General features: G+C 63.6%; 12 protein-coding genes. All 12 read left to right on the top strand.

The genetic code is table 11. The features are described 5' to 3' along the window. Positions 1 to 70: 70 nt before the first annotated feature. Positions 71 to 2947, top strand: a complete 2877-nt coding sequence (uvrA, locus tag art_RS03475; RefSeq protein ID WP_038462513.1) for an excinuclease ABC subunit UvrA — start codon at positions 71 to 73, stop codon at positions 2945 to 2947. Between the two features lie 60 nt (positions 2948 to 3007). Then, positions 3008 to 3787 (top strand): HAD hydrolase-like protein, encoded by a 780-nt coding sequence (locus art_RS03470; RefSeq protein WP_253901459.1) that lies wholly within the window; start codon positions 3008 to 3010, stop codon positions 3785 to 3787. Continuing rightward, positions 3774 to 4442, top strand: coding sequence for a 1-acyl-sn-glycerol-3-phosphate acyltransferase (locus tag art_RS03465; protein WP_038462511.1), 669 nt, complete (start codon positions 3774 to 3776; stop codon positions 4440 to 4442). Before art_RS03470 ends, art_RS03465 begins: the two co-directional genes overlap by 14 nt. A 2-nt stretch (positions 4443 to 4444) precedes the next feature. Further along, the gene (gene uvrC, locus art_RS03460) at positions 4445 to 6415 is read left to right on the top strand and encodes an excinuclease ABC subunit UvrC (RefSeq protein ID WP_038462510.1); all 1971 of its coding nucleotides are present in this window, start codon (positions 4445 to 4447) and stop codon (positions 6413 to 6415) included. A 703-nt stretch (positions 6416 to 7118) separates the two neighbouring features. Beyond that, positions 7119 to 8042 (top strand): RNase adapter RapZ, encoded by a 924-nt coding sequence (rapZ, locus tag art_RS03455; protein ID WP_038462509.1) that lies wholly within the window; start codon positions 7119 to 7121, stop codon positions 8040 to 8042. An 18-nt stretch (positions 8043 to 8060) separates the two neighbouring features. After that, positions 8061 to 9041: a uridine diphosphate-N-acetylglucosamine-binding protein YvcK gene (gene yvcK, locus art_RS03450; protein WP_253901572.1), complete on the top strand. Its 981-nt coding sequence runs from the start codon at positions 8061 to 8063 to the stop codon at positions 9039 to 9041. Between the two features lie 26 nt (positions 9042 to 9067). Further along, positions 9068 to 10048, top strand: coding sequence for a DNA-binding protein WhiA (gene whiA / locus art_RS03445; protein WP_038462507.1), 981 nt, complete (start codon positions 9068 to 9070; stop codon positions 10046 to 10048). A 105-nt stretch (positions 10049 to 10153) separates the two neighbouring features. Next, the gene (locus art_RS03440) at positions 10154 to 10777 is read left to right on the top strand and encodes a superoxide dismutase (protein WP_038462506.1); all 624 of its coding nucleotides are present in this window, start codon (positions 10154 to 10156) and stop codon (positions 10775 to 10777) included. Positions 10778 to 10994: 217 nt separating this feature from the next. Further along, positions 10995 to 12002, top strand: coding sequence for a type I glyceraldehyde-3-phosphate dehydrogenase (gap, locus tag art_RS03435; protein WP_038462505.1), 1008 nt, complete (start codon positions 10995 to 10997; stop codon positions 12000 to 12002). Positions 12003 to 12011: 9 nt separating this feature from the next. Beyond that, on the top strand, positions 12012 to 13250 hold the full coding sequence (gene pgk, locus art_RS03430; RefSeq protein ID WP_038462504.1) for a phosphoglycerate kinase: 1239 nt from the start codon (positions 12012 to 12014) through the stop codon (positions 13248 to 13250). 108 nt (positions 13251 to 13358) lie between these two features. Continuing rightward, on the top strand, positions 13359 to 14174 hold the full coding sequence (gene tpiA, locus art_RS03425) for a triose-phosphate isomerase (RefSeq protein ID WP_038462503.1): 816 nt from the start codon (positions 13359 to 13361) through the stop codon (positions 14172 to 14174). Between the two features lie 134 nt (positions 14175 to 14308). Beyond that, positions 14309 to 14563, top strand: a complete 255-nt coding sequence (gene secG / locus art_RS03420; protein ID WP_038468508.1) for a preprotein translocase subunit SecG — start codon at positions 14309 to 14311, stop codon at positions 14561 to 14563. Positions 14564 to 14617 lie beyond the last annotated feature (54 nt).

The raw sequence follows: 14617 nt of genomic DNA, 5'->3' as shown, positions 1-14617 counted from the left end.
CACGGCAGACAGGCGGGCGTGCCGACCACACGCGGACTGCGGTGTGGCGCCAGTGATGTGAAGGAAACTTTTGAACCAGTCTGTATCCACTGAAGTTGTTCGCCCCGACTTGTCACGGCTTGTGGTGAAGGGTGCCCGTGAGCACAACCTGCGCAACGTCGACCTGGACCTGCCCCGTGACGCCATGATCGTGTTCACCGGATTGTCCGGCTCGGGCAAGTCATCGCTGGCCTTTGACACGATTTTTGCGGAGGGCCAGCGCCGCTACGTCGAGTCGCTGTCCGCGTATGCCCGGCAGTTCCTGGGCCAGGTGGACAAGCCCGATGTGGACTTCATCGAGGGCCTCTCACCGGCCGTCTCAATCGACCAAAAGTCCACGTCGAAGAACCCACGGTCCACGGTGGGCACCATCACCGAAATTTATGACTACATGCGCCTGTTGTGGGCCCGTGTCGGCACGGCGCACTGCCCCGTGTGCGGGGAGCCCATTGCGCAGCAGACGCCCCAACAAATTGTTGACCAACTGCTCGAGATGCCCGAAGGCACCCGCTTCCAGATCCTGGCACCGGTGGTGCGCGACCGCAAGGGCGAGTTTGTTGAACTGTTCAGGGAGCTGACCGCCAAGGGTTATTCGCGGGCCAAGGTCGACGGCGAACAAATCCAGCTCAGCGATCCACCCAAACTCAAGAAGACGTTCAAGCACACCATCGAGGTGGTCATTGACCGGCTCGTGGTCAAGGACGGCATTCAGCAACGCCTCACCGACTCGGTGGAAACGGCACTGGGCCTGGCTGAGGGCCGGGTTCTGGCCGAACTGGTTGACCTTGAGGCGGACGACGCCGGTCGCATCCGGTCCTTCTCCGAGAACCTTGCCTGCCCCAACGAACACCCCCTGGCCATTGACGAGATTGAGCCGCGCTCCTTCTCGTTCAACAATCCGTTCGGCGCCTGCACCGCGTGCAGCGGCATCGGCACCAGGCTCGAAGTCGATGAGGAACTCGTCGTCCCCAACCCGTTCCTGTCACTGCGTGAGGGTGCCATCGCCCCCTGGTCCCTGGGCACCGCCACCACGGAGTACTGGAACCGGCTCCTGGAGGGCCTCTCCGCGGAGCTGGACTTCAAGCTGGAAACACCGTGGAACAAGCTCGACACCGACGCGCGCACTGCCATCCTGTACGGCAAGGACCACAAGGTGGTGGTGCAGTACAAGAACCGTTTTGGCCGTGAACGCAAGTACAGCACGGGCTTTGAAGGCGCCGTCCAGTACATCCAGCGCAAGCACATGGAAACCGAGTCTGACTCGGCCCGCGACCGCTATGAAGAATACATGCGCCAGATCCCGTGCCCGTCCTGCGGCGGTGCACGCCTGAACCCGGCCTCACTGTCGGTGCTGATCAACGGCAAGTCCATTGCCGAGGTCTGTGCCCTGTCCATGCGCGACTGCTTTGACTTCCTCACCAACCTGGTCCTGACCGGGCGTGAGGCACAGATCGCCAGCCAGGTTCTGAAGGAAATCCAGGCCCGGCTGAAGTTCCTGCTCGACGTGGGCCTGGAGTACCTGAACCTGGAACGCGCCTCGGCCACCTTGTCCGGCGGCGAGGCACAGCGCATCCGCCTGGCAACCCAGATCGGTTCCGGCCTGGTGGGCGTGCTCTACGTCCTGGATGAGCCGTCCATCGGCCTGCACCAGCGTGACAACCGCCGCCTGATTGAAACCCTGACCCGCCTGCGCGACCTGGGCAACACGCTCATTGTGGTGGAGCACGACGAGGACACCATCAAGGAAGCCGACTGGATCGTTGACGTCGGCCCCGGCGCCGGCGAGCACGGCGGCCAGGTGGTCCACTCGGGTTCCCTCGAAGGGCTGCTGGCCAATACCGAGTCGCTCACAGGTGACTACCTCTCAGGCCGCAAGAGCATCGCCCTGCCGGCCAAGCGCCGCAAGTACGACAAAAAGCGTGAGCTGAATGTTGTTGGGGCTCGCGAAAACAACCTTCACACGATTGACGTGAAGTTCCCGCTGGGTGTGCTGACGGCCGTCACCGGTGTGAGCGGCTCCGGCAAGTCCACCCTGGTCAACGAGATCCTGTACAAGGTTCTGGCCAACAAGCTCAACGGTGCCAAGCAGGTGGCCGGGCGCCACCTGCGCATCGACGGGCTGGAACACCTCGACAAGGTGGTCCACGTTGACCAGAGCCCCATCGGCCGCACCCCGCGATCCAACCCGGCCACCTACACGGGCGTGTTCGACAACATCCGCAAGCTCTTCGCCGAGACGAACGAGTCAAAGATGCGCGGCTACCAGCCCGGGCGTTTCTCCTTCAACGTCAAGGGCGGGCGCTGCGAGGCGTGCACCGGTGACGGCACGCTGAAGATTGAGATGAACTTCCTGCCCGACGTGTACGTGCCCTGCGAGGTGTGCCATGGCGCCCGCTACAACCGCGAAACGCTTGAGGTGCACTACAAGGGCAAGTCCATCGCCGACGTGCTGAACATGCCGATCGAGGAAGGAGCCGATTTCTTTGCCGCCTTCACGCCCATCGCCCGGCACCTGCGCACGCTGGTCGACGTCGGACTTGGTTATGTCAGGCTCGGACAAGCCTCCACCACCCTCTCCGGCGGCGAGGCGCAACGCGTCAAGCTGGCCGCGGAACTGCAGAAACGCTCCAACGGGCGCAGCATCTACGTGCTCGACGAGCCCACCACGGGCCTGCACTTCGAGGACATCCGCAAACTGCTGCTCGTGCTGCAGGGCCTCGTGGACAAGGGCAACACCGTCATCGTCATCGAACACAACCTCGACGTCATCAAGAGCGCCGACTGGATCGTTGATCTGGGGCCCGACGGCGGCACGGGCGGCGGCCGTGTGGTTGCCACCGGCACGCCGGAGAAGGTGGCCAAGAACACTGAGAGCTACACGGCAACCTTCCTCCGCGAAGTTCTCTGAAATATGCCAGTGTCTGCATGGATGACCGCCGGCACGCCGGGGTCGTGAGAAACTAGGGACGTGAGTACTGCAATCCCTGCCACACCTGCGGGCATAAGACGTGACGGCCCGCCCTCTGTGGTCCTTTTTGACCTTGACGGAACACTCGTGGACCCGGCGGGAGGGATCACCGGCGGCCTGCAATATGCCCTTGCCGCCATGGACCTGCCGGTGCCGGGCATCGACGAGCTGAACGCCGTGATCGGCCCCAAGCTGGCCGACGCCCTGCTCAACATGTTGGGGGTGCCGGCCGACAAGGTCGACGCCGTCATCACCGCCTACCGTTCGTGGTACGCGGAGCAGGGCATGGCCATGTCCGTGGTCTACCCCGGCATCGATGGCTTGCTGTCGCAATTAAAGGACGACGGCGTCCACCTCGCTGTCGCCACACAGAAGCCCGAACCGCTGGCCAAGACACTACTGGCCCATCACGGACTGGACGACTACTTCGTCACGATCAAGGGCTCCCATGCGGACGAGAACCTGAGCCCCGGACACCCCGAGTACCGGCCCGGCAAGATGGAAATCATCGCCGCCGCACTGGCCGAAACTTCGGCCCTCGCCGCCCTGCACGTGGTTCCCGGCGCCCGAATTGAGGCCGTCATGGTGGGGGACAGGCACCAGGACGTGCACGGCGCAAGCCATAACGGTCTCGACTGCATTGGCGTCTCGTGGGGCTTTGCCGCCGAGGGTGAGCTGGCAGCGGCAGGAGTTACCGCCGTCGTGCATTCAACCGATGAACTTTTCACAACGCTCAACGCCCAGACCGCAGCAGGGGAGGGTACCCGTGGCGATCTATGACCTGACCCGTGTCCTGACCCGGGGCACCATCAGCGCCCTGTGCCGGCCCACCGTTGAGGGCCTGGAGAACGTGCCCAAGGACGGGCCGTTCATTGTGGCGCCGAACCATCTCTCCTTCTTTGACTCGGTCATTGTGCAGGCGCTGACGCCGCGGCCGGTCTCCTTTTTTGCCAAGGCCGAGTACTTCACAGGCAAGGGCATCAAGGGCAAGCTGATGAAGTCGTTCTTCGAGTCGGTGCACTCCATTCCCGTGGAGCGCGGCGAACAGGCTGCCAGTGTGCAGGCCCTGAAGACGCTGCTGGAAATCCTGGGCCGCGGCGAAGGCGTCGGCATTTATCCTGAAGGGACCCGCTCGCGCGACGGCGTGCTGTACCGCGGGCGGACCGGCGTGGGCTGGCTGGCGCTGACCACCGGCGCCCCCGTGGTCCCCGTGGGCGTCATCGGCACCGAAAAGCTGCAGCCCGCCGGCAAGAAAACGTTCCATCCGGCGCCGTTCACGCTGCGCTTTGGCAAGCCGCTGTACTTTGACAAAACCGGGCCCGATCACTCCCTGCCGGCAAGGCGCGCCACCACCGACACCATCATGGACGCCATCGCCGAGCTGTCGGGACAGGAACGCAGCACCAAATACAACCAAAGTCCGGCCGCCGAATAACCATGGCCGACCCCTCCAGCTACCGGCCGAAGCCGGGCGAAATTCCCACCGACCCGGGCGTCTACCGCTTCCGGGACGAGCATGGGCGCATCATTTACGTGGGCAAGGCCAAGAACCTGCGCTCCCGGCTGAACTCTTATTTCGCGAACCCTGAAACGCTGCTGCCCAAAACCCATGCCATGGTCCACCACGCCGCCAGCGTGCAGTGGACCATCGTGGGCAGCGAGTTGGAGGCTTTGCAGCTCGAGTACACGTGGATCAAGGAATTCGCCCCGCGCTACAACCTGGCGTTCAGGGACGACAAGACGTACCCGTACCTGGCCGTGTCGATGAGTGAGAAGTTCCCGCGTGTGCAGGTCATGCGGGGCGAGCGGCGCAAGGGCACCAAATACTTTGGGCCATACACGGCCGGGGCGATCCGGGAAACCATGGACACCCTGCTGCGGGTCTTCCCCGTGCGCAGTTGCAGCCCCGGCGTGCTGCGCAGGGCCGAACGCAGCGGCCGGCCCTGCCTGTTGGGCTACATCGACAAGTGTGCGGCGCCGTGTGTGGGCCGGATCAGCGAGGAAGACCACAAGGCGCTCGCCCAGGACTTTTGCGACTTCATGGGCGGGGAGGCCAAACGCTTCATCGGCACCCTCGAAAAGCAGATGGGTGAGGCGGTGGCCGAGCTCGACTATGAACAGGCCGCCCGGCTGCGTGATGACGTGATCGCACTGCGCAAGGTCTTTGAACGCAACGCCGTGGTGCTGACGGAAGACACCAATGCCGACATCTTCGCCGTCGAACAAGACGACCTCGAAGCGGCAGTCCAGGTGTTTTTCGTCCGCGGCGGACGCATCAGGGGACAGCGCGGCTGGGTGGTTGAAAAGGTGGAGGACGCCTCCGACGCCGAGCTGTGGGAACACCTCATGCAGCAGGCTTACGGCGGTGAGGAATCGCAGCAGGACAGCATTCCGCGCCAGATCCTGGTCCCCGAACTGCCCACCAACCACGAATACCTGGCCGAATGGCTGGGCGGGCTGCGCCAGGGCAAGGTGTCCATCAAGGTGCCGCAGCGCGGCGAAAAGGCTGCGCTCATGGACACCGTCCACGCGAACGCCCGCCAGGCCATGATGCTCCACAAGTCCCGCCGGGCAGGGGACCTGACCACCCGGTCGCTGGCCCTCGCCGAGCTGCAGGAGGCCCTGGACCTGCCCATGCCGCTGCTGCGCATCGAATGCTACGACATCTCCCATGTGCAGGGCACCAATGTTGTGGCATCCATGGTTGTTGTCGAGGACGGGCTGGCCAAGAAGGGCGAGTACCGGAAGTTCTCCATCACCGGTGACGCCGCCATTGACGACACCGCTTCCATGTACGACGTCATCAGCCGCCGCTTCAAGAACTACCTGGCGGAACAGGAAACCCGCACCCAGTCCGCACCGGCCACGGGGGAGGTGGGTGCTGAGGCATCCGAGCCGGTCCGCAGCAAGTTCGCCTACCCGCCCAATCTGGTGGTGGTCGACGGCGGCGTGCCCCAGGTTAACGCCGCCTCGCGTGCCCTCGCCGACCTCGGCATCAGCGACGTGGCCGTGATTGGCCTGGCCAAACGGCTCGAGGAAGTCTGGGTGCCCGAGAGCGATTTCCCCGTCATCCTGCCGCGCTCGTCTGAGGGCCTGTACCTGCTGCAGCGCATCCGCGACGAGGCCCACCGCTTCGCCATCACCTTCCACCGGGCCAAACGGGGCAAGGCCATGACGGCCTCCATCCTCGACACCGTCCCCGGGCTCGGCCCGGCGAAACAGAAGACGCTGCTGGCGCACTTTGGGTCGCTGAAGAAAATCCGTGCCGCCTCGCTGGAGGAACTGTCCCAGGCCAAGGGCATCGGGCCGGTGCTGGCCGGAACCATCCATGCCACGCTCAGCAACGACAGCGAAAACGCCGCAGCCGCGCCGGCCGTCAACATGACCACGGGCGAGATCCTGGATTAGTGCCGCCCGGCGGGCCGGTTCACACAAACGGGCGGGCCCCGGCAGTGCCACGGCGGCGAGGGATCGCGCGCGAGGACGGGGCCAAGCTGCGCGGCCGCGCGTCCGGTTCGCCGAAGATGTATCCACCCCGCGAGATGGGTGTAACTTTGACGTCGTTTCGCGGGGCCGGCCCATTCTCGGCGAAATGGACGGCGGTGATTGCGGCTTGCACCCATTCTCGCGAGATGTGGGATGACGCCCTGCCGCACCGTGGCAGGTTGGCCCCGTTCTCGTGGCACAGGACCGGGCTGGGGCCCACCACATCGCCACCTCCACGCCGGGTCTCCCAAAGTACGACGGCGGCAGGCACCATGGCCGCCCGGGGAACCTCACGCCGTCGTACTTTGGGAGCAAGTCACACGCGGGCGAGGGGCCAAGCTGCGTGCCCAGCTCTCGGTGGTGCAGGCCCTCGCCAGCGCCCGCCGACCACCCCACAGCTCGCTTCCCACCGCTCGCACACTCGCGGCGGGCCCCTCGCGGCTGTGGGCCCACGTTTGGGGCCCCTGCCAGTAGCGCCCACCGACCACCCCACAACTCGCTTCGCTCGTTTGGGGCCCCTGCCAGTAGCGCCCACCGACCACCCCACAACTCGCTTCGCTCGTTTGGGGCCCCTGCCAGTAGGCTTAGGCATTAGAGGCAAGTGGACAAGTGACAGGGAAGTGCAATGACAGAACAGCAAGAATCAGCCGCAACCGTCGAAGGGGACCTGACTCCTATCAAGCCTGTCGAATCTGAACTGTTGGTTGTCACCGGCATGTCCGGCGCCGGCCGCAGCACGGCCGCCAACGCGCTTGAAGACCACGGCTGGTACGTCATTGAAAACCTGCCCCCGCAGATGCTCGGCACCTTGTCGGAGCTCGTCTCACGCATGCCGGGGGCGCTGCCCAAGCTGGCCGTCGTCGTCGATGTCCGCGGCAAGGCGCTCTTTGCCGACATCCGGGAATCACTGAACGCACTCTCCGCCGCCGGCGTCGCCTATCGCGTCCTGTTCCTTGACGCCAACGACGACACTCTGGTGCGACGCTTTGAGCAGGGCCGCCGCCCTCACCCGCTACAGCAGGACGGCCGCATCCTGGACGGCATCGCCGCCGAACGCGTTTTGCTGGCCGAAATGAAGGACCAGGCGGAGATGGTGCTTGACACCTCCGACCTGAACGTCCACCAGCTTGGTTCGGCCGTGACGGAGCTGTTCTCGGAATCGGGCCCTGTTGTCCTGACACTGACCATCATGAGCTTCGGCTTCAAGTATGGACTCCCGGTGGATGCCAACTATGTTGCCGACGTCCGCTTCATCCCCAACCCGCACTGGATCCCGCAGCTGCGTCCGCTCACGGGCCAAGACGCGGCCGTCAGCAACTTTGTGCTCAACGACAATGGCGCCAGCGATTTCGTGGACCGCTTCGTACACATGCTGGAGCCGGTCTTTGACGGCTACCGCCGCGAAAACAAGCACTACGCCACGATCGCCGTCGGCTGCACGGGCGGCAAGCACCGTTCCGTGGCGGTTGCCATTGAGCTGGCCAAGCGCCTGAGCCAGCTGCCGCGGGTCACTACGAGCATCCGGCACAGAGACCTGGGCCGGGAGTAAGCCGTGTACACGGGAATTCTGCCGATCATTCCATCGGCCGCAAAATTGCCGGGCCCGGATTCAGCCGTTCGCGTTGCCGCCTTGGGTGGTGGCCACGGCCTTGCCGCATCCTTGTCCGCGCTGCGCCTGGTCACGAGCAACATCACCGCGGTCGTGACGGTGGCAGACGACGGCGGCTCCTCCGGCCGCCTGCGCGACGAGTTGGGTGTGCTGCCCCCAGGCGACCTGCGCATGGCCCTGTCAGCCCTGTGTGACGACACCGATTGGGGCCGTACCTGGCGCGATGTCATGCAGCACCGGTTTACCTCCCGTGAAGGTGTCAGCGGCTCGCTCGACAACCATGCCCTGGGAAACCTGCTCATCGTCACCCTGTGGGAACTGTTGGGCGATCCGGTGGCCGGCCTGCGCTGGGCGGGGGCCCTGCTGGGCGCCCGCGGCGAAGTGCTTCCCATGGCCAGCGTGCCGCTGACCATTGAAGGCCGGGTGAAGGACAACGGTGTCACCGGACCGTTGATCACCGGCCAGTCCCTGCTGGCCAAGGCCGGCGAGGTGGACAATGTACGCCTTGTTCCGCAGGACGCACCCGCCTGTGTTGAAGCTGTTGAAGCCATCCACAATGCCGACTGGGTGGTGTTGGGCCCAGGCTCCTGGTACACGTCAGTGCTGCCGCACCTACTGCTGCCACAAATGCGTGAGGCACTGTGCACAACCACGGCAAAGCGACTGCTCACCATGAACCTCGACGTCAATGATGCCGAGGCGGCCGGCATGACTGCAGCCGACCACCTGCACGTCATTTCCCGCTACGCACCGGAGTTTTCGGTTGATGTGGTGCTCGCCGATCCACGCTCCATTGCGGACGTGGACGAGTTCAAGCAGGCGGCAGCCATGCTCGGTGCCGACGTTGTGTTCGGTATGGTTGAAAGTTCTGCAGGCAACGCCATCCACGACCCGTTGAGGCTGGCGGCGTCGTACAGGGATATTTTTGGGGACCACTAGATGTATGTGAAAGTGAAGGCTGAACCATGGCGCTGACAGCGGCGGTAAAAGAGGAACTCTCCCGCTTGGAGATTAAGAAATCCTCAGTGCGCAAGGCGGAAGTGTCTGCCTTGTTGCGCTTTGCCGGTGGATTGCACATCATCTCCGGGCGCATTGTGATTGAAGCCGAAGTGGACACGGCAGCCACGGCCCGCCGCCTCCGCCTGGCAATTGCCGAAATGTACGGGCACCAGAGCGAAATTGTTGTGGTCTCCGGCGGCGGCCTGCGCCGCGGCAGCCGCTACGTGGTGCGAGTGGTGCGTGACGGTGAGGCGCTGGCCCGCCAAAGCGGTTTGCTCGACGGTCGGGGACGGCCCGTGCGGGGGCTGCCGTCCGCCGTCGTCAATGGTTCGACGGCGGATGCGGAGGCGGTCTGGCGCGGGGCCTTCCTGGCCCACGGTTCCCTGACGGAGCCCGGGCGTTCCTCCGCCCTTGAGGTCACCTGCCCCGGCCCCGAAGCGGCACTTGCCTTGGTGGGCGCCGCCCGCCGCCTCGACATTGCCGCGAAAGCCCGCGACGTGCGCGGTGTTGACCGGGTCGTCATCCGAGACGGCGACACCATTGCCGAACTGCTGGTGCGCATGGGCGCCCATGACACGTTCCTCGTCTGGGAGGAGCGGCGCATGCGCAAGGAAGTGCGCGCCACAGCGAATCGCCTGGCCAACTTTGACGACGCCAACCTGCGCCGTTCAGCCCAGGCCGCCGTCGCAGCAGGTGCCCGGGTGGAGCGTGCCCTGGAAATATTGGGCGACGACGTTCCCGACCACCTGCAGTATGCCGGCGCCCTGCGCGTGGCCCACAAACAGGCCAGCCTGGATGAGCTGGGACGGCTGGCAGACCCGCCGCTGACGAAGGATGCCATCGCCGGGCGAATCCGCCGCCTGCTGGCCATGGCGGACAAGAAGGCGACGGATCTCGGCATCCCGGGCACTGAGTCGAATGTCACCTATGACATGCTCGATGGCTAACGTGCCTAGTATGGAAGAGTAGAGAAGTGGACCGGCCTGAAAAGGCCGTTCAGCTGCCCGGCCTTGTTTGGCCGGCAACCCGAGAATAAACGCAATGGAGGAACCGTGACTAAGTACACACTTCCAGAACTCAGCTATGACTATGCTGCTCTGGAGCCCAATATTTCCGCCCGCATCATGGAACTGCACCACAGCAAGCACCACGCGGCGTACGTTGCAGGTGCCAACCTGGCCCTCGAGCAGCTGGCCGAAGCCCGCGACAGCAACAACTTCGCCAACGTTGCCAAGTACTCCAAGGACCTGGCCTTCAACCTTGGCGGACACACCAACCACTCCATTTTCTGGAACAACATGTCACCGGACGGCGGCGACAAGCCCGAGGGTGAGTTGGCAGCAGCCATCGACGACGCCTTCGGCTCCTTTGACGCGTTCCGTGCACACTTCACGGCCGCAGCCATGGGCATCCAGGGCTCCGGCTGGGCACTGCTGTCCTTCGAGGGACTGGGTGGCAACATGGTCATCGAGCAGCTCTTCGACCAGCAGGGCAACGTCCCCGTGGCAACCACGCCGCTGCTCATGCTGGACATGTGGGAGCACGCCTTCTACCTGGACTACGTCAACGTCAAGGCTGACTATGTCAAGGCCTTCTGGAACCTCGTCAACTGGGCCGATGTGTCCAAGCGCTTCGAGGCTGCACGGAAGAACGCCAGCTCGCTGATCCTGCCGTAGGGCAACTCTGCAGCTTCGGCTGTTTGTTTGACCAATATATGGACGCCCGCTCCGTAAGATTAACGGAGCGGGCCCCATAGAACGTAATATGGATCACGGTGCCTGTTTATTTGCAGCGCCAGAAAAAATCTCTGCCCAACGGCGTGCGGGAAACAGTGGTTGAAGGTGAACTTCAACCTGTCTACGTGTGTTCAATAGAGCACCAAGGAGAGAACAAGTGACTACTCGTATTGGTATCAACGGGTTCGGCCGCATCGGCCGCAACTACTTCCGCGCCGCCCTTGCCCAGGGTGCAGACATTGAGATTGTGGCGGTTAACGACCTCACAAGCCCCGAGGCCTTGGCGCACCTGCTCAAGTACGACTCCGTGAACGGTCGCCTGCCCGTTTCCGTTGCAGTTGTGGACGGCCACCTTGTCGTTGACGGCAAGACCATCACCGTGCTCGCTGAGCGCGATCCCGCAAACCTTCCCTGGGGCGAACTGGGCGTTGACATTGTCATCGAGTCCACGGGTTTCTTCACCAAGGCTGCCGACGCACAGAAGCACATCGATGCCGGCGCCAAGAAGGTCCTCATCTCCGCTCCGGCGTCCAATGAAGACATCACCATTGTTTTGGGCGTGAACGACGATCTTTACGATTCCGCTGCACACCACATCATCTCGAATGCATCATGCACCACCAACTGCCTGGGCCCGCTGGCCAAGGTCCTGAACGACAACTTCGGTTTGGAGCGTGGCCTGATGACCACCATCCACGCCTACACCGCCGATCAGAACCTGCAGGATGGCCCGCACAGCGACCTCCGCCGTGCACGCGCAGCAGCCGTGAACATGATCCCGACCTCCACGGGTGCCGCCAAGGCCATCGGCCTGGTTCTGCCGGAGCTCAAGGGCAAGCTGGATGGCTACGCCATCCGCGTACCCGTCCCCACAGGTTCAGCCACCGACCTGACCGCAACCGTCAGCCGCGAAGTGACCGTTGAGGAAGTCAACGCCGCTTACAAGGCTGCCGCTGCAGAAGGCAAGCTCGCCGGCTACCTGACCTACACCGAAGACCCGATCGTGTCCTCGGACATCGTTGGCGACCCGGCGTCGTCCATCTTCGACTCGGGCCTGACCAAGGTCATCGGCAACCAGGTCAAGGTTGTCTCCTGGTACGACAACGAGTGGGGCTACTCCAACCGCCTGGTCGATCTGACCGAGCTCGTAGCTTCCAAGCTCTAAGGAACATCCATGACACTGCACACCCTCAGCGAACTCATCGATGAAGGTGTCCGCGGGCGGTACGTTCTTATCCGTAGTGATTTGAACGTGCCGCTCGACGGCTCTCACGTCAGTGATGATGGTCGCATCAAGGCTTCCCTTCCCGTGATCAAGGCATTGGCCGACGCCGGTGCCCGGGTTTTGGTCAGCGCCCACCTGGGCCGTCCCAAGGGTGCACCGGAAGCCAAGTACTCTCTGGCTCCCGCCGTGGCACGGCTCGCCGAGCTTGCTCCGGAGCTCAACGCCACCCTGGCCGCTGACACCACAGGTCCCGGCGCACAGGCTGCTGCTGCAGCTTTGGCTGACGGTTCCGTTTTGGTGCTGGAGAACGTCCGCTTTGATGCTCGTGAAACTTCCAAGGACGACGCCGAGCGCGCGGCATTTGCCGCCGAGCTGGCTGCGTTGACGGGAGAGAACGGTGCCTATGTTGATGATGCTTTTGGTGCTGTGCACCGCAAGCATGCCAGCGTCTACGACATTGCCAAGGCACTGCCGTCCTACCAGGGCGACCTGGTGCGAACGGAGTTGGAGGTGCTGCGTAAGCTCACCACCGAATCCGAACGCCCCTATGTGGTTGTTTTGGGCGGGTCCAAGGTGTCCGACAAGCTGGCGGTCATCGACAACCTGATCGGCAAGGCTGACTCCATCCTGGTGGGCGGCGGCATGCTGTTCACCTTCCTGGCAGCCCAGGGCCACAAGGTGGGGGCCTCCCTCCTTGAGGTAGACCAGATCCCCGTGGTCCAGGACTACCTGTCACGTGCGGCCGCCGCCGGAACCACGTTCGTGCTGCCGACGGACGTTGTGGTTGCCGGTGCATTTGCCGCCGATGCGGCCAACGAGGTTGTGCCTGCCGTCTCCATGGAGGACAGCTCCTTCGGTGCCGCCGGGCTTGGCCTGGACATCGGCCCCGAGACAGGTGCGGCGTTTGCCACGGCCATTGCCGGGGCAAAGACCGTCTTCTGGAACGGGCCCATGGGCGTGTTTGAGTTTGCTGCCTTTGCCGAGGGAACCCGCGCAGTTGCCGGGGCCCTGAGCAAGAACACCAGCAACGGCGGCTTCACCGTTGTTGGCGGCGGCGACTCCGCCTCCGCTGTTCGCTCGCTGGGTTTTGCCGATGAGGCCTTCGGGCACATCTCCACCGGCGGCGGCGCAAGCCTGGAATACCTTGAGGGCAAGGAACTGCCTGGTTTGATCGCACTGGAACGCTAAGTGCATGAAGGTGGTGGCGGGGTTTCCCGCCACCACCTTTTGCCGAATGCCCTTCGGCCTTATTTGAAACAAGTTTTACTCTAAGTAACGCAAGAAACGAGAGAAGCGATGACTACTTCAACGAACGGCAATTTTGACCGGACACCGCTGATTGCAGGCAACTGGAAGATGAACATGGACCATGTCCAGGGCATCACCCTGCTGCAGAAGCTGGCCTGGACACTCTCCGATGCCCGCCATGACTTTGCCCGGGTGGAAGTTGCAGTCTTCCCTCCCTTCACCGATCTGCGCGGCGTGCAGACCCTGGTCCAGGGTGACAAGCTCAAGCTTGCCTACGGCGGCCAGGACCTGTCCGACCAGGATGCCGGCGCATACACCGGTGACATCTCCGGCGCATTCCTGAACAAGCTTGGCTGCGCCTACGTTTTGGTGGGCCACAGCGAACGCCGCGAAATCCATGGTGAAGGCGACGAACTGCTCAACGCCAAGGTCAAGGCAGCCTTCCGCAACGAGATCACCCCCGTACTCTGTGCAGGCGAAGGCCTCGAGATCCGCAAGGCAGGCACCCATGTTGAGCACACGCTCGCACAGGTCCGCGGCGGTGTTGCTGGTTTGTCCGCAGAAGAGGCAGCCAAGCTCGTCATCGCCTACGAACCTGTCTGGGCCATCGGCACCGGCGAGGTTGCCGGCCCGGAGGATGCACAGGAAATGTGTGCCGCCATCCGCGCGGAACTGGTGGAACTGTTTGACGCCGACACAGCGGCCAAGACCCGCCTGCTCTACGGCGGCTCCGTCAAGGCCAACAACGTTGGCTCGATCATGGCCGAGCGCGACGTGGACGGTGTCCTGGTCGGCGGCGCCAGCCTCGACGCCGGCGAATTCGCCAGCATCGCCCGCTTTGAAAACCACCTGGTAACCAAATAACGTCCCACCCGTCATGAGCCGCATCCATTCACAACGTGTTTATTCACGGATCTGGGGTGGACACGGCTAGACTTGACTGCGGTGCAACCACCAAAGTCTTGCGTTACCTCAACACCATGCTGAAAGGCCCCTTCGTGGAAGCTCTACAAATCGCCCTGCAAATCCTTTTGGGTGTCACCAGCTTGCTGCTGACCTTGTTGATTCTGCTGCACAAGGGCCGCGGCGGCGGTCTCTCCGACATGTTCGGCGGCGGCATGAGCTCCAACCTCGGCTCCTCAGGTGTGGCCGAGCGCAACCTGAACCGTTTTACCGTGGTTCTGGGTATTGTCTGGGGCGTGGTCATCATTGGTCTCGGCCTGATCATGTCCTACGGCAACATCGGCGTCTAGCCCAGAGACGCACAAAAGGGAAGGTCCCCACCGGCAGATGCTGGTGGGGACCTT

The organism is Arthrobacter sp. PAMC 25486, from assembly GCF_000785535.1.
GTDB lineage: Bacteria > Actinomycetota > Actinomycetes > Actinomycetales > Micrococcaceae > Specibacter.
This window is presented reverse-complemented; position numbering and strand designations above follow the sequence as displayed.

Bases quoted from the DNA above. Each gene is read 5' to 3' on its own strand.
- uvrC (WP_038462510.1), top strand. From the start codon at position 4,445: ATGGCCGACCCCTCCAGCTACCGGCCGAAGCCGGGCGAAATTCCCACC.
- rapZ (WP_038462509.1), top strand. From the start codon at position 7,119: ATGACAGAACAGCAAGAATCAGCCGCAACCGTCGAAGGGGACCTGACT.
- whiA (WP_038462507.1), top strand. From the start codon at position 9,068: ATGGCGCTGACAGCGGCGGTAAAAGAGGAACTCTCCCGCTTGGAGATT.
- pgk (WP_038462504.1), top strand. From the start codon at position 12,012: ATGACACTGCACACCCTCAGCGAACTCATCGATGAAGGTGTCCGCGGG.
- tpiA (WP_038462503.1), top strand. From the start codon at position 13,359: ATGACTACTTCAACGAACGGCAATTTTGACCGGACACCGCTGATTGCA.